Origin of the sequence: Marinobacter psychrophilus (assembly GCF_001043175.1) — a bacterium.
Lineage (GTDB): Bacteria > Pseudomonadota > Gammaproteobacteria > Pseudomonadales > Oleiphilaceae > Marinobacter > Marinobacter psychrophilus.
The window spans coordinates 2141619-2158280 of the sequence record NZ_CP011494.1; the positions used below are offsets into that span (position 1 = coordinate 2141619).

19 protein-coding genes and 1 tRNA gene are annotated in these 16662 nt (G+C 50.0%); 11 read left to right on the plus strand and 9 right to left on the minus strand.

The window, feature by feature from the left end:
* Positions 1-21: 21 nt before the first annotated feature.
* The 5 genes from rutB to rutF are packed head-to-tail and all read left to right on the plus strand — an operon-like array spanning position 22 to position 3049.
* Entirely contained in the window at positions 22-717 is a 696-nt protein-coding gene (gene rutB / locus ABA45_RS09605) for a pyrimidine utilization protein B (RefSeq protein ID WP_198147152.1), read from the plus strand.
* Positions 714-1097 carry a pyrimidine utilization protein C gene (gene rutC / locus ABA45_RS09610; RefSeq protein ID WP_048385663.1) on the plus strand — a complete coding sequence of 128 codons (384 nt, stop codon included), beginning with the start codon at positions 714-716 and terminating at the stop codon, positions 1095-1097. Before rutB ends, rutC begins: the two co-directional genes overlap by 4 nt.
* A gap of 16 nt (positions 1098-1113) precedes the next feature.
* On the plus strand, positions 1114-1914 hold the full coding sequence (rutD, locus tag ABA45_RS09615) for a pyrimidine utilization protein D (protein ID WP_048388928.1): 801 nt from the start codon (positions 1114-1116) through the stop codon (positions 1912-1914).
* 11 nt (positions 1915-1925) lie between these two features.
* Positions 1926-2516, plus strand: a complete 591-nt coding sequence (locus ABA45_RS09620; RefSeq protein WP_048385665.1) for a malonic semialdehyde reductase — start codon at positions 1926-1928, stop codon at positions 2514-2516.
* A gap of 11 nt (positions 2517-2527) precedes the next feature.
* Positions 2528-3049 carry an NADH-dependent FMN reductase RutF gene (gene rutF, locus ABA45_RS09625; RefSeq protein ID WP_048385667.1) on the plus strand — a complete coding sequence of 174 codons (522 nt, stop codon included), beginning with the start codon at positions 2528-2530 and terminating at the stop codon, positions 3047-3049.
* Between the two features lie 224 nt (positions 3050-3273).
* Here rutF and ABA45_RS09630 read toward each other — a convergent pair whose 3' ends face one another.
* The 3 genes from ABA45_RS09630 to ABA45_RS09640 form a co-directional block, all read right to left on the minus strand.
* Positions 3274-3951 carry an HAD family hydrolase gene (locus tag ABA45_RS09630; protein ID WP_048385669.1) on the minus strand — a complete coding sequence of 226 codons (678 nt, stop codon included), beginning with the start codon at positions 3949-3951 and terminating at the stop codon, positions 3274-3276.
* Positions 3952-4045: 94 nt separating this feature from the next.
* A complete protein-coding gene (locus ABA45_RS09635; RefSeq protein WP_048385671.1) occupies positions 4046-4696 on the minus strand; it encodes a glutathione S-transferase family protein in 651 nt (216 codons plus the stop codon).
* Between the two features lie 128 nt (positions 4697-4824).
* Positions 4825-5151 (minus strand): DUF1330 domain-containing protein, encoded by a 327-nt coding sequence (locus ABA45_RS09640; protein ID WP_053076163.1) that lies wholly within the window; start codon positions 5149-5151, stop codon positions 4825-4827.
* Here ABA45_RS09640 and ABA45_RS18910 point away from each other — a divergent pair.
* The 6 genes from ABA45_RS18910 (at position 5150) to oppF (ending at position 11778) form a co-directional block, all read left to right on the plus strand.
* Entirely contained in the window at positions 5150-5302 is a 153-nt protein-coding gene (locus ABA45_RS18910; RefSeq protein WP_157035540.1) for a hypothetical protein, read from the plus strand. The two genes, ABA45_RS09640 and ABA45_RS18910, sit on opposite strands and share 2 nt — an antisense overlap.
* 885 nt (positions 5303-6187) lie before the next feature.
* On the plus strand, positions 6188-7798 hold the full coding sequence (locus ABA45_RS09650) for an ABC transporter substrate-binding protein (RefSeq protein ID WP_048385674.1): 1611 nt from the start codon (positions 6188-6190) through the stop codon (positions 7796-7798).
* A 117-nt stretch (positions 7799-7915) separates the two neighbouring features.
* On the plus strand, positions 7916-8836 hold the full coding sequence (oppB, locus tag ABA45_RS09655) for an oligopeptide ABC transporter permease OppB (protein ID WP_048385676.1): 921 nt from the start codon (positions 7916-7918) through the stop codon (positions 8834-8836).
* A 12-nt stretch (positions 8837-8848) separates the two neighbouring features.
* Positions 8849-9775: an oligopeptide ABC transporter permease OppC gene (gene oppC, locus ABA45_RS09660; protein ID WP_048385677.1), complete on the plus strand. Its 927-nt coding sequence runs from the start codon at positions 8849-8851 to the stop codon at positions 9773-9775.
* 12 nt (positions 9776-9787) lie between these two features.
* The gene (gene oppD / locus ABA45_RS09665; protein WP_048385679.1) at positions 9788-10777 is read left to right on the plus strand and encodes an ABC transporter ATP-binding protein; all 990 of its coding nucleotides are present in this window, start codon (positions 9788-9790) and stop codon (positions 10775-10777) included.
* Positions 10777-11778 (plus strand): murein tripeptide/oligopeptide ABC transporter ATP binding protein OppF, encoded by a 1002-nt coding sequence (gene oppF, locus ABA45_RS09670; RefSeq protein WP_048385681.1) that lies wholly within the window; start codon positions 10777-10779, stop codon positions 11776-11778. The genes oppD and oppF overlap by 1 nt, the downstream gene beginning before the upstream one ends.
* 329 nt (positions 11779-12107) lie before the next feature.
* Here oppF and ABA45_RS18565 read toward each other — a convergent pair whose 3' ends face one another.
* From ABA45_RS18565 to ABA45_RS09695, 6 genes are all read right to left on the minus strand, one after another.
* Positions 12108-12425 (minus strand): glutathione S-transferase N-terminal domain-containing protein, encoded by a 318-nt coding sequence (locus ABA45_RS18565; protein WP_227506002.1) that lies wholly within the window; start codon positions 12423-12425, stop codon positions 12108-12110.
* Positions 12426-12579: 154 nt separating this feature from the next.
* Positions 12580-13611, minus strand: coding sequence for a threonine aldolase family protein (locus ABA45_RS09675; protein ID WP_048385683.1), 1032 nt, complete (start codon positions 13609-13611; stop codon positions 12580-12582).
* Between the two features lie 413 nt (positions 13612-14024).
* Entirely contained in the window at positions 14025-14456 is a 432-nt protein-coding gene (locus tag ABA45_RS09680) for an MAPEG family protein (RefSeq protein ID WP_048385685.1), read from the minus strand.
* 206 nt (positions 14457-14662) lie between these two features.
* On the minus strand, positions 14663-15334 hold the full coding sequence (locus ABA45_RS09685) for a hypothetical protein (protein WP_048385687.1): 672 nt from the start codon (positions 15332-15334) through the stop codon (positions 14663-14665).
* A gap of 415 nt (positions 15335-15749) precedes the next feature.
* A tRNA-Leu gene (locus ABA45_RS09690) sits at positions 15750-15836 on the minus strand.
* A 75-nt stretch (positions 15837-15911) separates the two neighbouring features.
* A complete protein-coding gene (locus ABA45_RS09695) occupies positions 15912-16544 on the minus strand; it encodes a class I SAM-dependent methyltransferase (RefSeq protein WP_048385689.1) in 633 nt (210 codons plus the stop codon).
* Positions 16545-16662: the final 118 nt, after the last annotated feature.

Here is a 16662-nt window from a genome sequence, read left to right on the forward strand (position 1 = left end):
AATCACAGCCACGACAGCAGCATGATTCTGCCGGCGCGCCCCGAGGCTCTGGCCATGAACGCTAACGACAGCGCACTGCTCGTGGTTGATATGCAGAACGCCTATTCAACCAAGGGTGGCTATCTGGATCTCGCCGGATTTGATATCACCAGCACCGCTCCAGTCATAGAGTCGATCGTCAGAGCGATCAAAGCGGCGCGTGCTGCGGGTATCCAAGTAATTTTTTTCCAGAACGGCTGGGACCCGGAGTACGCCGAAGCTGGAGGCCCCGGATCACCCAACTGGCACAAGTCCAACGCAATGAAGACGATGCGCAAACACCCTGCACTCATGGGTACGCTGCTGGCCAAGGGCACCTGGGACTACGATCTGGTGGACGAACTAAGCCCCCTACCCGGTGACTTGGTGGTGCCCAAACCACGCTACAGCGGCTTTTTCAACACAGCGCTTGACAGCCTGCTGCGCAGCCGAGGCATCCGTAACCTAGTGTTTACCGGCATCGCTACCAACGTCTGCGTGGAATCAACTCTGCGGGACGGTTTTTTTCTCGAGTACTTCGGTGTCGTCCTCGCTGACGCTACTCACCAGGCCGGCCCCGAGTTCGTCCAGCGGGCGTCCCTGTATAACATCGAAACTTTTTTTGGCTGGGTCAGCACAGTCGACGACTTCTGCACAACCCTCGCAACCTCTACTCAGATTCAAGGAGCAACCGCATGAGCAAGCAAACTGTTCTTCCCCCCGGCACCGGCAAACCTTTAGCCCCCTTCGTTCCGGGCTCTATGGCTGACGGCATTCTATATGTTTCCGGCACGCTGCCTTTCGACAAGGACAACAACGTGGTGCACGTCGGTGATGCTGCGGCGCAAACACGTCATGTGCTGGAAACCATCAAAGGTGTCGTCGAAGAAGCCGGCGGCACAATGGACGATGTGACCTTTAACATGATCATGGTGCGCGACTGGAGTGACTACGCTGCGGTCAATACGGTTTATGCTGAATTTTTTCCGGGTGAAAAGCCTGCTCGCTATTGCATTCAATGCGGTTTGGTAAAACCGGACGCACTGATCGAAATTGCGAGTATCGCGCATGTCGGCTAATTCAGTGAGCAACTCAATGCATATTGAGTTTCATGGCCGGCAGGACGCCAATGCGCCGACTCTGGTGTTCAGCTCGGGGCTAGGTGGTGCCGCGCACTTCTGGACACCGCAGCTGAAAGAACTGGGTAGAGACTACCGCATCATCCTCTACGATCAGCTCGGTACCGGACGAAGCCCCGCGTTACTTCCGGAGAACCACAACATTGGCGACATGGCCTTTGGGCTGCAGGCTTTACTGGCGGCTCATGACGTGGGTAAGTACCACTTTGTCGGCCATGCGCTCGGCGGCCTAATCGGCCTGGAACTAGGGTTGCAGCAAGCGCCGGGGCTTTCTACTCTAACCCTGATGAATGCCTGGGCCGAGGCCAGCCCGCATACCGAACGCTGCTTTTCTGTGCGCAAAAAGCTGCTGGCAGGTGTTGGTCCAGCGGCCTATGTCGAAGCGCAGGCGCTGTTCCTTTATCCACCTACCTGGATAGCCGAACACAGTGAGCGTTTGCGGGCGGAGGACAGTCAGCAGGTCTTGGATTTTCCACAGGTAGATAATTTACTTCGCCGTATCACAGCATTACTGAGCTTCAGCCCGGGCGAGAGGCTTCACACTATCAAGCTACCGACACTGCTGATCGCCAATCGCGACGACATGCTGGTGCCCTGGACCTGTTCACAGTTACTGGCGCAAGCGCTGCCCAATGCCCATCTCAAGGTTTTCAGTTATGGTGGCCACGCATCGAGCGTGACCTGCGCCGAGACCATCAACAAAACACTGTGCGACTTCATCGTCAACGCCGCGCAAACTCCCATCACATTCGCCTGAGCGAGGGCACCATGCACGAATCACTGGACCAGAGCGCCCTTGCGCAACTCTTCACCGACGCTCGTAGCCATAACGGCTGGCAGGATCTGCCTGTAGCAGACAGCCTGCTGGAGCAGATATACGACCTGGTCAAAATGGCCCCGACTTCGGCCAACTGCAGCCCTGCACGCTTCGTCTTCGTACGCACCCCTCAGGGCAAGGAATGGCTCAAACCCTGCCTGTCATCCGGTAATCTGGAAAAAACCATGAGCGCGCCAGTCAGCGTGATTGTCGCCTATGACAGCCGCTTCTACGATGCTCTACCCGAGCTCTTCCCACATGCAGATGCGCGCAGCTGGTTTACCGGTAGCCCGGAGATCAGCCATGAAACAGCTTTTCGTAATAGCTCCATGCAGGCGGCCTATTTCATCATGGCCGCGCGGAGCATGGGTCTGGATACCGGCCCAATGTCTGGCTTCGATGCCAAGGTACTTGATCAAGCGTTCTTCAGCGACAGCCACTGGAAATCGAACATGTTGATCAATCTCGGTTATGGCGATAGCGGCAAGGTGTTCGACCGTCTGCCTCGTCTGAGCTATTCCAAAACCTGCATTCTTACTTGAAGGAGTCATCTATGTTAGCCGTCAAAAAACCGGTCTTACCGCCGGTGGAATTGAGCCGCGACGATTTTCGTAATGCTATGGCGGTCCTAGCTGCAGCAGTTAACGTGGTTACCACCGACGGCCCCGCTGGCCGAGCCGGCTTCACCGCAACCGCAGTTTGTAGCGTGTCGGACGAACCGCCTAGTCTCCTGGTGTGCCTTAACCGCAATGCATCTGTGTACGATACCTTCTGTGCCAACGGGCATTTGTGCGTGAACACCCTGACGTCCGACCAGCAGGCGCTATCGAATCTGTTCGGTGGCAAAACTTCCATGGCGGAGCGGTTTGCAACCGCTGACTGGAGTATTGAATACACTGGCTCGCCCATACTAGATGACGCTTTGGTCAATTTTGACTGTCGCATCAGCAACCGCGTCCAGGTCGGTAGTCACGATATTCTCATTTGCGAGATTGTTGGCATTCGCCAGCGTGAACGCGGTGATAGCTTGATCTACTTTCAGCGCAGTTATTGCAACACCCAGCAGCTGACCTGACCTGACTTGATAGGGTCGCAGCAAAAAAGGTCGTTTTGTTGTCTGCGCTGGCGTGATCACAAGGGCGACAAATCACCTTCTTCATGCTCTGCAAGCCCGGCTGCGTCGTGTTATGGCAGCGTATGGCAGACATGTTAGGCCTCGTCTATGTAGCGCGGCAGGCGTTACATAGCAGTCACTGATTCTGTATGACCATGCGGCCTGGAACCTACTGAAGCGACTCGTTAAGACTCACCCGCACTATCCAAGTAGACCCTTTGGATATATTCACGTGCAGCATTCATAGATGGCAAAACCGCTGAGGCTAAAGAGAAATCGTGGTGCCTGGACATTTCGGTAGGAATGACGAGGCATCTGATACCGGCCATCGCCGCTGCACGCAGACCATGCTCTGTATCCTCGATCGCTACACAGTCTTCTGGCATCAGGGACAGGCGCTCAAGAGCCAGCAGGTAGCAATCCGGTTCAGGTTTGCTTTTAAGCACATCGTCTCCTGAAACAGTGAGACTAAATAGCGACTCGAACTCGTTGACACGTAACGTCACACGCACGCCACTCGCGCTCGCTCCGGTGACAACGCCGAGCTTCAAACCTAGTTGATGAAACGACAAAATTGTTTGGGCAACGCCCGGCATCAGAGGAAAGGATTGCCGCTTAAGGTACTGCGCGGTTTCACGGTTCTTTGCTTCCATAAGGGCAATGGCATCGGTCGGGAGGCCAAACCTACCAACCAAATCGGATGCATTCGCGGGGGTTGGAAGACCAGCATACAAGTCCTTGTACTGTTGATCGGACAACTGAAACCCATATGTACTAAGAACCGAATTCCAAATTTCTAGATGAGCCGGTTCGGAATTGACAAGTGTTCCGTCGTGATCGAATAGTACGGCTTGAATAGACATATTGCGAAGGGTCCTATGCAGAGTTTAACGGCAACAACACGCGCAGCTGCAGAATGGAAGCGAAGCCGCAATGCTGTCGCCGAGCCCGTGATTGTTATATTCCTACCTCGTCCACGTCTATGGTTTCAGGTTCAGCGTGAGCTTGCCTAACCCACTCGCCCATTTGTTCATGGTCGAGAATGAAGTGCATATATTCTGCAGATACAGTCGAGACTTTGATCCCATAGGTTTTAAATCGCGACGCAACTGGAGCGAACATGCAATCTGCAATAGAGAACTCACCGAACAACCAAGGACCAACACTCGAATAGGTTTCTCGGTACTGTGACCAGATTTGATCTATCCGAGCTAACTCCCGTTCAAGAGTCGCATTGAAAGGGACTTTGCGCCCGATCGCGCGGCAATTCATTGGCAATTGGCCGCGAATTGCTGGAAAGCCAGAGTGCATTTCAGCACTGCAGGATCTTGCTTCTGCTCGTGCGCGAACGGAACTCGGCCATCCGCCGCCATCCAGATACTGCTCTGAAATGTACTCGCAAATTGCCAGCGAATCCCAGACGGTCAAATCACCATCCTTAAGCAAAGGGACTTTCCCTGCATCAGTGTGCTGGGCAATAGTGGCGCGAGTGTCGTCCTGGTTCAGTGAAATCCGCACTTCCTTAAAAGCCAGACCGTGAACCGACAAAAACAGCCATGGCCTTAACGACCATGACGAGTAATTCTTATTCCCTATGACGAGTTCCACAATTCACTCCTTGAAATATAACGCCTCAAACACTGGCACAGCTTCACTGCATCCGGTGCTTTGATTTTTTTAGCGACTAGTCTGGCGTATATCCTTATCCCACCCGGACGCTAATGCCATTCTTACGTTCACTTATTGGGGTAAAGCATGTGGTGCAAGCCTTCGACGATGACTAGATTCCCACCATTCGACAGTTTGTTCGTTCTTGCATCTAAAAGCGGGGCATATTCTGTCGAGTTATAGAAAGCGAGAGCAGCGTCTTTCGAAGGAAATCGAACGACAACGGTCCAATTACCATACCATTCACCTTCGAGTTCTTCCGCACTGCGGCTCGCCACGAGAAACTCACCGCCATACTTTGTCACTAAGGAAGCAACCGGCATGCCGTATTTGTCAATGTACTCCGGATAGTCCTTGACAGTGATTTGTCCGATTACGAAGCCAGGTCTCGACATGAAGTTCTCTCTTTCTGCTGTTGTGGGCGGTGGGTCAAGTATGGTTCAAGACGATGGTACTGGCGTTTCAGCCACTTACGCCCGCTATGCACCGGTCACAAAGCCGCAGCAAAGCGTCGGTTTTTCACCGGTGCATAGCCTGGTGACGTGAGTTTAGTCGACAACGAACAGCTTGGCTCCCTGCTCCGTCGATGAACGGTGAAGCTCTGCATTGTCTGGGTCGTAAACGAACCATTTCAGGGTCATTCGGTCAGGATTTCTGACCGAGACATGGAACGTTCTTAGGTTATACCCGAACCCGTACTTACCACCAACGACACCAAGCCTAAAACGCTTTTCAGGGATGGGCTTAATGAATTGCCATGCCTTCACTGGGCTGGTCACATCCATTCCACCACTTCATGTTGTGCCTATACCATGAAGACTCTACTGTCGGCGTATATATATGAACAAGTCATTCACTAAGTCATCCATAGACAAGCACTCCTTGTTTTCTTTTTCATTCCCTCCTACTCAGCATAATTCTGCGTTATATCAGAGCCTGCCTAATGAATACCCTATGACAAGTAGGTATTATTGCTTAAAAATATAAAATATTGTACGTTCATTTGATAGTACTAGGAAATGGTCAAGGAACTTTGCTCAAGAGCGTTGCATGAGTTGGGAGTAGCGGTGTCGATCTGAGTGCTTTCCCTACCAAAGCAAGGGCCAATATTAGTTACCAAATACACCTTGTTCAAACGGTGTTATCACGATGCCAATTACCTTTGTTCTGATTTATATCAAGAATCAAGGATCCAATTATCCGAACCCATAGTATTTTCAAGCCTTATAGGCATAAAAATTCATTTTTTAGCACATGCGTATGAATTTTATCTTTGTTAGACGTACAACTTGTACACGCAATTTTGATTGTAACCTTAAGTAAAATGAGAAACTGTGGAAACGTAAGACAAATAAAAATAAGCAAAGATAAAGTCCTTGAATTTGAAAAAAACGCACACACAAAATTTGATTAACAAGGGACATTATCAAGATGAAAAAAACATTGCTCGCCAGTGCCATTATTGCCACTACATTTATCGCTATGCAAACTCAGGCAGCCAACGTACCCGCCGGCGTAGAATTAGCCGCAAAGCAAGAACTTGTTCGCGGTGGTGGCTCCGAGCCAGCAACACTGGACCCACAAAAAATCGAAGGTACGCCGGGTTCTATACGCTCACGTGATCTGTTCGAAGGTTTGTATAACCAAGACGGCGATGGGAACCAAGTCCCTGGTGTTGCAACAAGTTACGACGTAAACGCTGATAACACTCAATACACATTCCACCTTCGCAGAGATGCGAAATGGTCTAACGGCGACCCGGTCACTGCTGAAGACTTTGTTTACGCTTTTACTCGCGCCGTTGATCCAGCTCTTGCTTCACCTTACGCATGGTTCATGGAAATTCCTTCCATTGTGAATGCCACTAAAATCATCGCGGGTGAAGCCGAGCCTTCGTCACTGGGCGTAAAGGCAATTGATGCTTATACCTTCCAAGTTACCCTTGAACGTCCTGTACCTTACTTTGTCAAAATGACGTCCCATCAAACCATGTTTCCAGTACCAAAAAAAGTCGTCGAAAAATGGGGAAGCGACTGGACAAAACCGGAGCACATGGTGTCTAACGGCGCGTATAAAATGGACGCGTGGATCGTCAATGAAAAAATGGAATTTACTCGCAATACCCACTATTGGAATGATGCCAAAACCATCATCAACGAAGTCACTTATTTGCCGATTGAATCTCCAAATGCGGAGTTAAAGCGATTCCAGTCAGGTCAAATGGACCTTAGTTACGAGTTACCAAATGATCACTTTAAGCAGCTCATGCGTGACATTCCAGATGAAGTCAGCGTCACGCCAAAATTGGGAACATATTACTACCAATACAATATAACCAAAGCACCTTACAATGATGTGCGAGTACGTAAAGCTTTGTCCTACGCAATTGACCGTGATGTGATCACAAAATTTGTAACCGGCACCGGTGAACTTCCAGCGTACTCTTTCACGCCCGAAGTGGTAAACGACTTTTCACCCGCAACGCCCGAGTATGCAACGTGGACACAAAAAGAACGTAACGAAAAAGCTAAAGCACTATTGGAAGAAGCAGGGTTTAATAAGAATAACCAGCTGTCCTTCAGCTTGCTTTACAACACCAACGAAAACCATAAAAAGATCGCCATTGCGATTGCTTCTATGTGGAAAAAGACGTTGGGCGTCAATGTCATTTTGGAAAACCAAGAATGGAAAACGTATCTAGAAACAAAAAAACATCAGCAATTTGATGTCGCTCGCTCAGGTTGGGTGGGTGACTACAACGAAGCGTCTACCATGCTAGATTTGTTAACAACAACCCACGGCAACAACGATGGCAAATACAGCAATGCAGAATACGACACGCTATTAACAGAAGCTCGTACCATGCAAAAGCCAGCAACGAATTACAACAAAGCGGAAGAAATTGCCATTGAGCAAGACATGGCGGTCGCGCCTATTTACCAATATACCGAAAAGCGTCTAATAAAAAGCTACTTAGGCGGCTACATGCCGAACCCTGAAGACAACATTTACGCTCGTGATATGTACATCATCAAGCACTAAGGCGTTTGTAGTGTGTCCTGAAAATAATGCCTAGCGTCTCGGCGCTGGGCATTTCTTGAACTCGATGCGGTTTCCTTGCATTAGTCGTCACGCAACGCGTCTGATTCGGTAATTTTTATGTTTACATTTATTTTAAAGCGCATTTTAGAAGCTATTCCAACCTTGTTCATTTTGATTACGATCTCTTTTTTCTTGATGCACTCCGCGCCAGGCAGCCCTTTTTCCAGCGAACGGGCTTTACCGCCTGAAGTTTTGGCCAACATTAACGCTATGTATCATCTAGATGAGCCGGTTATTAACCAGTTTTTTTACTATCTAGGTGGCTTGCTGCAAGGAGATTTAGGCCCTTCCTTTCGCTATAAAGATTTCACAATCAACGAACTGATTGCTCAGAGCTTTCCTGTCTCTGCAGAAATTGGCCTCTGGTCTTTTCTCATTGCGCTGACTATTGGCGTGGGTTGCGGCATTACCGCCGCACTGCGCCAGAACTCGTGGTTGGATTACAGTGTCATGGGCGTTGCTAACCTGGGAATTGTATTACCTAATTTTGTGCTGGCTCCTTTGTGTATCCTGTTTTTCTCAATTTATAACCATTGGCTACCACCCGGAGGCTGGAACGGCGGCGCATGGCCTTACTTGGTTATGCCGGTGATCGCCATGTCCACCAGCTATATTGCACAGATCGCCCGCATCACTCGCGGCAGCATGATTGAAACCATGCATTCCAATTTTATCCGCACCGCGCGGGCCAAAGGCTTGCCAAAATATCGCATTATTCTCCAGCACGCGTTGCGTCCCGCCATGCTGCCTGTCGTTTCTTACCTTGGACCTGCGTTTGTCGGCATTGTGACAGGGTCAGTCATTGTCGATGTGTATTTTGGCACTGGCGGTATTGGTCAGCACTTTATCAATGGCGCCTTGAATCGCGATTACTCCATGGTTATGGGGGTCACCATTTTGGTTGGCACACTCACGATTCTTTTCAATGCCATTGTCGATATTTTATACGCTGTTATTGACCCGAAAATCCGCTACTAAGGCCTTGCTATTGTGATTACTACGAAAGACAAAATTCAGGCCGTCGCACAGTTCGCCGAAAAAGTGGTAGACGTAGAAGGTCGCAGTTTGTGGCAAGACGCACGTCGTCGCTTTTTCTCTAACCAGGCCGCGGTGATCAGCTTGGTTGTGCTCTGTTTAATTGCTGCCATTGCCCTATTAGCGCCACTATTCAGCCAATGGCATTACGAAGACATCGATTGGGAAGCGCTCTCTGATATTTCGGTATTAGGTCGTCCAAACATAGAAAATGGCCACTATTTTGGAACAGATTCCCTGGGACGCGATATTTTTGTTCGCACCATGCAAGGCGGACAAATTTCCCTATTGGTTGGCATCATGGGCAGCGCCGTGGCGATTGTCATTGGCACGCTTTACGGTGCCACGTCTGGCTACATTGGTGGGCGTGTCGACAGTGTGATGATGCGGTTTCTAGAGATTTTGAACTCCTTTCCCTTCATGTTTTTTGTAATTATTTTGATGACTTTGTTTGGTCGTCATATCTTTTTAATTTTTGTCGCCATCGGCGCTATTTCATGGCTCGATATGGCACGGATCGTTCGCGGTCAAACCCTGAGTTTGAAACACAAAGAATATATTGAGGCCGCTCACGCGTGTGGCGTATCAACGCCGAAAATTATTTTGCGTCACATTGTGCCAAACGTTCTCGGTATCGTGGTGGTTTACGCCACCTTGCTGGTACCGAACATGATTTTGCTGGAATCTTTTATCAGCTTTTTAGGCTTAGGGGTTCAAGAGCCTATGACCAGCTGGGGCGCGCTGATATCAGAAGGTGCTCAAAACATGGAAATTGCCATCTGGCAATTGGCTTGGCCGCTCGGTTTCTTAGTCGTTACTCTGTTTTGTTTTAACTTCCTCGGCGATGGCTTACGCGATGCGCTTGATCCAAAAGACCGCTAAGGAGGAAACCCTATGAGCGTATTACAGACAAAGCATTTGTTAGAAGTCAGAAATTTACGAGTGAATTTCAGAACGCCAGATGGTTTTGTGACAGCGGTGAATGACCTGAATTTCACTTTGGCACAAGGCGAGACCTTAGGTATTGTTGGCGAATCGGGTTCTGGTAAAAGCCAAACCGCCTTTGCGCTGATGGGATTGCTAGCCGGCAATGGCGTTATCGAAGGGGAAGCACGCTTTAACGAGCAAAATATTCTTAACCTGAATGAAAAAGCAATGAATCGCATTCGTTCTAAAGAAATTGCGATGATTTTTCAAGATCCAATGACCTCTTTGAATCCTTATATGAAAGTCGGCAAGCAACTGATGGAAGTGCTCACTTTGCACAAAGGCATGAGTAAAGCCGAGGCGTTTGAGGCCTCGGTCAAGATGCTCGACGCCGTCAAAATGCCCGAAGCGCGCAAACGCATGAAAATGTACCCACACGAATTTTCCGGCGGTATGAGGCAGCGCGTAATGATCGCCATGGCGCTGCTGTGTCAACCTAAGTTGCTGATTGCCGATGAGCCAACCACGGCGCTCGACGTCACCGTGCAAGCGCAGATCTTAACCTTGCTGAACGAATTAAAAGACGACTTCAATACGTCCATCATCATGATCACTCATGACCTGGGCGTGGTTGCAGGATTGTGTGACAAAGTATTGGTGATGTACGCCGGACAAACCATGGAATACGGTACCGCAGAAGACATATTTTATCGACCAACACATCCCTATACGCAAGGTCTGCTAAACGCCATTCCGCGCCTGGACGCCGATGACGATATGCTGTCTACCATTCCGGGAAATCCACCTGACTTATTACATTTGCCACCGGGTTGCCCGTTCCACGCGCGCTGTGAATTCGCCAAAGAGCGCTGCTTAGAACGTATGCCGACATTGCAAGAGTTTGCACCGGGTCAGCTACGTGCTTGTCATAAACCCCTGGATGGGTGGGTTACCTAATGAACACCTCAGATAACATTCTAATGGAAGTGAGCAACTTAAAAGTCCACTTCAATATCAAATCCGATAACGCTTGGCCTTGGCAAAAAGGCCAAGCGGTAAAAGCCGTCGATGGCGTCAATTTAACCATTTACGCCGGCGAAACCCTTGGCGTAGTCGGCGAATCCGGTTGTGGTAAGTCGACTCTCGCCCGCGCTTTACTGCGTCTTGTGCCCATTACCGAAGGTAATGTGGTGTGGCTTGGCCAAGATCTAACGAATCTCGATAAAAAACAACTGCGCAGCAAACGCCAAGAGCTGCAAATGATCTTTCAGGATCCTTTGGCGTCTCTGGACCCTCGTATGACGGTAGGGGACATTATCGCCGAACCACTCAATACGTTTCGACCAGAGCTTTCAAAAGACGCGGTGAAAGCTGAAGTTCGTAAGATTATGGATCGCGTAGGCTTGTTACCCAATGTGATTAACCGTTACCCACATGAGTTCTCCGGTGGCCAATGTCAACGAATCGGTATTGCGCGCGCTTTGATTCTGAAACCTAAATTAGTCGTGTGCGACGAGCCGGTGTCTGCTTTGGACGTATCGATCCAAGCTCAGGTGGTCAACTTGCTAAAAGAGTTACAAGCGGAAATGGGGTTGTCTTTGGTGTTTATCGCGCACGATTTGAGTGTGGTAAAACACATTTCAGATCGCGTTTTGGTGATGTACTTGGGCAATGTCGTCGAGTTAGCCAGCAAACGTGCGCTTTACGATAATCCCAAACATCCGTACACCAAGGCATTGCTATCAGCCGTACCAGTACCCGACCCAAAAGTAGAGCGTGGTAAGAAAATTCAGTTATTAACGGGGGATGTACCTTCTCCGATCAGCCCGCCTTCAGGCTGTGTTTTCCGAACCCGTTGCCCGCATGCTAACAAAGGGTGCGCGCAACAAAAGCCCCTCTTGCAGGTGTTGTCCAAAGAACATCAAGTGGCTTGTTCGCGTTTAGCTGAAATTGCATAACGGGAGAATGAATGCGATCAAGACATAAAAACCGCTTTAAAGTCAGGAAAGCGTTGTTTCGGAGGAAAATTGAAAAGCGTCTACTAAACACGAGACCGTTAAGTTAAAGCTATCGTGACCAGCTGGAAAGAGTTTAAGTTATTTTCGTACTTCTTTGAAGACGTTGGTTTTTGTATTAATAATACTTATAAAACAAACGGTTACGATTACTTCCTAGAAAGTGAATATTGCAGTTGTTGGAAGAAATCCGCTACTATTTGATCGATTTTTTCTACGTAAGGACACAAGAGATTTTTCGACAAATGCGAGTGGAACCCTACCCTTGAGGATTACCTGGGCGCTCGCAAAACCCTAAAGCCGAATACGCTCAACGGCCATCCGCCGCCATCCAGATACTGCTCTGAAATGTACTCGCAAATTGCCAGCGAATCCCAGACGGTCAAATCACCGTCCTGAAGCAAAGGGACTTTTCCTGCATCAGTGTGCTGGGCGATAGTGGCGCGAATATCGTCCTGGTTCAGTGAAATCCGAACTTCCTTAAAAGCCAGACCGTGAACCGACGAAAACAGCCATGGCCTTAACGACCATGACGAGTTCCAAAAATCACTCCTTGAAATATAACGCCTCAAACACTGGCGCAGCTTCACTGCACCCGAGTGCTTTGATTTGTTAAGCGGCTAGTCTGGTGTATGTCCGGTCAAAGTATTCAGGGTCAGGTCTTGTCTTTTGCCCATCCTGAAGTGGTCAAGCACTTTGTGACAACCCAGTGAAGCTGCTTTTCTCAATTCAACAACGGCGGATTTATAACACCAGTGCGCGCAAGTCCGATAGAAACTTGTCCACCTGGGCGTCGGTGGTGGACCAGGAACACACCAGACGTGAGCAGCCACCAATAAAATTATAGAACCGCCAACCCTTGGCGCGGAGCGCAGTCTGGACCAATTCCGGCAACTCCACGAACACACCGTTCACCTGGCGCGGGTGGCGCAGCTCAATTCCCGGCAGCCCCACCAGCCCATCGGCTAGTCTTTTTGCACAGGCATTGGCATGGCGGGCGTTGTCCAGCCAGACATTGTCTGCCAGCAAACCGCACCAAGGCGCAGAGATAAAGCGCATCTTCGACGCAAGCTGTCCGGCCTGCTTGCACCGCCACTCGAAATCTTCCGCCAGTTTCCGGTTGAAGAACACAACCGCTTCACCCAGCGCCAGGCCGTTCTTGGTGCCGGAGAAACACAGAACATCAACGCCCACTTTCCAAGTAATCTCCGAAGGATGTACGTCCAGCGCCGCCACCGCATTGGCAAAGCGGGCGCCATCCATATGAATACTGAGCTTATGGCGATCGGCCACTGTTCGGATGGCACGCAGTTCTTCGGGCGTGTAAACGGTACCCAGCTCCGTCGACTGGGTGAGGCTCAGGGCTTTAGGTTTGGGAAAGTGGATGTCGCTGCGCTTGGTCACCAGCTGCTCGATGCTGGCTGGCGTCAGCTTGCCGTCGGGCCCATGCCCTAGCAACAGCTTGGCACCATTGGACGCATACTCCGGCCCTCCGCACTCGTCGTTCTCGATGTGCGCCATCTCATGGCAGATCACACTGTGGAACGACTGGCCGATAGAGGCCAGCGCCAGCGAATTGGCGGCGGTGCCGTTAAAGACGAAGTAGACATCGCAGTCGGTATCAAAAAGCGCGCGCAGGCCATCAGAGGCCCGCTGGGTCCAGATGTCCTCACCATAGGCTGGTTCGTCCGACCGGTTGGCCTCGGCCATAGCGGCCCAGGCCTGCGGGCAAATACCACTGTAATTGTCGCTGGCAAACTGCTCAGACTTAGACACAAATGCACTCCTGAAATTATGGTCCGGTTAGCGGACAGCCCTTTACGTTACACGGTTCTAGTCATTACGCCAGTAACGCCAACGCCTAAAGCACTAACTTACCAAGCAATCTAATGATGTGCTACATAAGTAAACCAATGGTCCCTCTAAAAGCTCTCTGCAAATCATCGACCGGCGGAGAAACGGGGTTATGGGCGTGTGTACTTTGAAATCAGCGCATGCTGAAAATCACCTGATATACACCCATACGCCTTACAGCAGAGCCGCTGGCCTATTTGTGGGTGGCAGAAAGCCCTGACACCCTAGACAAGGAAACAGGCGAAGTGCTGGGAGAAAACCCACACATTCACCTGATGATGAAATGGCAAGTGCCGTTCAAGCATTTTGCAGCTTGGGCGTCGCGGATTGAGGCGTTATGGGGCAACGGTTTTGCCGGCCAATTTCCAGACTGCTATCACCAGCATAGCCAAAAGCACCAAACACCCGAAAATGAAAAGGCGCATTCTCACTGGCACATAGTTTGAACCCACGTGCACGTATGCATGGGCGTACCGGCTAGCGACAAAGAGCCAAGCCAGAACGACCGCAATAGTTCCGGCAGCGTGAATACTGTCGAGAACCAGACAAAGGACATAGAAAAGGACCGGGACTTCAAATTGATTGGCAATATTGTTGGAAACTTGGACCACGTCCTCCGGCCATACCCGACTATCCAATGCTGCCTGTCGCCGGTTAACCTGGCCAGTTTTCACAGCCCTGGCCTTTCTCGCACCAAGAAAGACAAACATCGCTAAGGTCAGGAAAACCTGTGCCAGGACGGGCCAAAAGATATGGCTAGAATTCATCTCTGACTCCTTATTTTTAATGCATAACACCAATATTCAGCGGCGGTCTTTGCGTAGCGAAGCGGAGAAAAGGCCGTCCGGCGGGGGCCCGTCAGGGCCGGAGCGAACTGGAATGACTGGTTAGGCATTTGGGCCATAATCTTTGCCAGCATTCTTTTCAAAATGCCTAAGATACTTGGTCATTATTTTCGCATGCTTGCCAGCACCTAGCGCTTTTGCGACGAGGATGTGCGATATAAATGTCCTATACATATAATTTCATAGGTCGCGCGCATGCTCTTCGATGCGAGGTGTGCCAAGCATTCCCTTGATGTGAAACCTTGGCGGGTACCCTCCATATTTATCCATAATGTGAGGGATGCCCCATGCACAAAACCTGAGTATGCTTTATTAATTGATCGAGCCAGCTCGACTCCCCGGCTGAGGTATAATTCCACCCCTTCTATTTTCGCTATGTAAGCCCTGATTTTCTTTCTCGAGACCATTGGGCGCTTCTGCTCCGACGTGAGTGGGTCGCCTGAATCGTTAAACTCCTCCTCCCAAAAAACAGTCAAGAATTTTTCGTGTAGCTCTGTGATGCTGTCATTGGTGACTGCATAAACGAGGAATAGGATGTCCTCATTTGCCTCATCTAAAACCCGTTGCACAGCAGCTTGCTCGTGCACGAACCCATGTTCAAGCAAGACTAGAGCTGCTCGTAACGTACTTTGAGCATGCGCCAGCTTCTGAATAATAGCCTGGTAGATGTCCTTTTCTTGAAAGCGGTAAACCTCGCCGAACGATTTCCGGACGAGATTGGGTTTTTCCCGCATAGCCTCTTCGAAATCTCTAAACGAGACCTCCATCAGCTCAAGAATCTTACGGATATCTTCATCCATATTTGGGTGCCTAATAGTTATTAGACCGCGTTCCGCGATATTGCAAAATAAGGGCGTTCCACATAAATCCGCATCCATCTTTGATCTTGAGGCCTTAAATCCGCACGTTAACAAGAGCTTAGCTCATTCCACCCAGTGTCGCCAAGTAATCGCCTGACCTCTCGTTTTCGCTCGCACAGCAAGACTGCATACAGTTACAGCTTTGGAAAGTTCGAACTATTATGGACGCGATTGCAGGATCACTACTAGACGGTTTTCGTGTGAGACTATCCATGCGGTGGAGTGGTTTTCTGACCAAGCCCATTACGTATCGAGAATGCAAATTTTTGGAGGGATGCTGCACATCTAACTGTTTACATGAGAAAGACGGCGATGGAGAGGACTGAAGAGTAATTTTATAACTTATTGATTCTAATGGTGCTCCGAACCGGAATCGAACCGGTACGACCGTGAGGTCGAGAGATTTTAAGTCTCTTGTGTCTACCTATTCCACCATCGGAGCATTTCGAGGGGATGTTTTTGAGCGAGGAATTGTATAAGGCCACGTTCGGTAACGCAATTCGGATTGGCTTCTAATTTAAAAGATCTGTTTTGAGTGCACCGCAACACCTCGATAAATGTAGCCGGCAATGCGCGGCGCTTTTGCTAGATAGAAGGTGTCTAGCTCAACGATTTCAAAGTCTGCGCTGCGGATCAGGTCGGCAATGGGTCGGTTCAGGTGGCAGCCGCCGCCAATGCGCTTCCAGGCCGGCGTTATTCGGTGTTGCCAGCGCTGAACTTTGGCATCCGGTGATTCGCCGTGCTCCAGAAACAGCAATTTGCCATCGGCGCGCAAAACTCTTTTCATTTGGATCAGTGCTTTTTCCCAGCCGGCTATGCTGCACAGCGTAAAGGTGAGCACGACTGTGTCTATGCTGGCGTCTGCCAGCGGAATTTCCTCGCCTGGTAAATCCAGCCATTCTAGGGGCACTGGTGATCGGTTGGCATTGTCGATGGCTTTGTGGCGCATCCCGGCCGACGGCTCCAGGCCGTATACCCGCGCAACTTCATTGGACCGGTATAGCGCGAGGTTGATGCCCGAACCCATTCCCACTTCCAGCACAATCCCTTTTGCCCTGGGCACCAGGCTCTGGCGCAGCGCCATCAGGCCTTCACTGGCGCATACTTTGGAAATCAGGTGCGGGAGTATTTTTTCTTGGTAAAATCCCATTCGTGACACGCCTGTAAGGTGTTAATTTCTCTAGCTAAGCTATAGTTCGAGTGCGTCGCAGTCTTCGGCTCTTAATATAGATCATGGGTGCGACAATCTGTCCGACGCGCGCGTCTGT

Excerpts from the sequence above, each read along its gene's own strand:
- rutB (WP_198147152.1), top strand. The coding sequence starts at position 22 with ATGATTCTGCCGGCGCGCCCCGAGGCTCTGGCCATGAACGCTAACGAC.
- rutC (WP_048385663.1), top strand. The coding sequence starts at position 714 with ATGAGCAAGCAAACTGTTCTTCCCCCCGGCACCGGCAAACCTTTAGCC.
- rutD (WP_048388928.1), top strand. The coding sequence starts at position 1,114 with ATGCATATTGAGTTTCATGGCCGGCAGGACGCCAATGCGCCGACTCTG.
- ABA45_RS09620 (WP_048385665.1), top strand. The coding sequence starts at position 1,926 with ATGCACGAATCACTGGACCAGAGCGCCCTTGCGCAACTCTTCACCGAC.
- rutF (WP_048385667.1), top strand. The coding sequence starts at position 2,528 with ATGTTAGCCGTCAAAAAACCGGTCTTACCGCCGGTGGAATTGAGCCGC.
- ABA45_RS09630 (WP_048385669.1), bottom strand. The coding sequence starts at position 3,951 with ATGTCTATTCAAGCCGTACTATTCGATCACGACGGAACACTTGTCAAT.
- ABA45_RS18910 (WP_157035540.1), top strand. The coding sequence starts at position 5,150 with ATGAAGTTCTCTCTTTCTGCTGTTGTGGGCGGTGGGTCAAGTATGGTT.
- ABA45_RS09640 (WP_053076163.1), bottom strand. The coding sequence starts at position 5,151 with ATGTCGAGACCTGGCTTCGTAATCGGACAAATCACTGTCAAGGACTAT.
- ABA45_RS09650 (WP_048385674.1), top strand. The coding sequence starts at position 6,188 with ATGAAAAAAACATTGCTCGCCAGTGCCATTATTGCCACTACATTTATC.
- oppB (WP_048385676.1), top strand. The coding sequence starts at position 7,916 with ATGTTTACATTTATTTTAAAGCGCATTTTAGAAGCTATTCCAACCTTG.
- oppD (WP_048385679.1), top strand. The coding sequence starts at position 9,788 with ATGAGCGTATTACAGACAAAGCATTTGTTAGAAGTCAGAAATTTACGA.
- oppF (WP_048385681.1), top strand. The coding sequence starts at position 10,777 with ATGAACACCTCAGATAACATTCTAATGGAAGTGAGCAACTTAAAAGTC.
- ABA45_RS09680 (WP_048385685.1), bottom strand. The coding sequence starts at position 14,456 with ATGAATTCTAGCCATATCTTTTGGCCCGTCCTGGCACAGGTTTTCCTG.
- ABA45_RS09685 (WP_048385687.1), bottom strand. The coding sequence starts at position 15,334 with ATGGATGAAGATATCCGTAAGATTCTTGAGCTGATGGAGGTCTCGTTT.
- ABA45_RS09695 (WP_048385689.1), bottom strand. The coding sequence starts at position 16,544 with ATGGGATTTTACCAAGAAAAAATACTCCCGCACCTGATTTCCAAAGTA.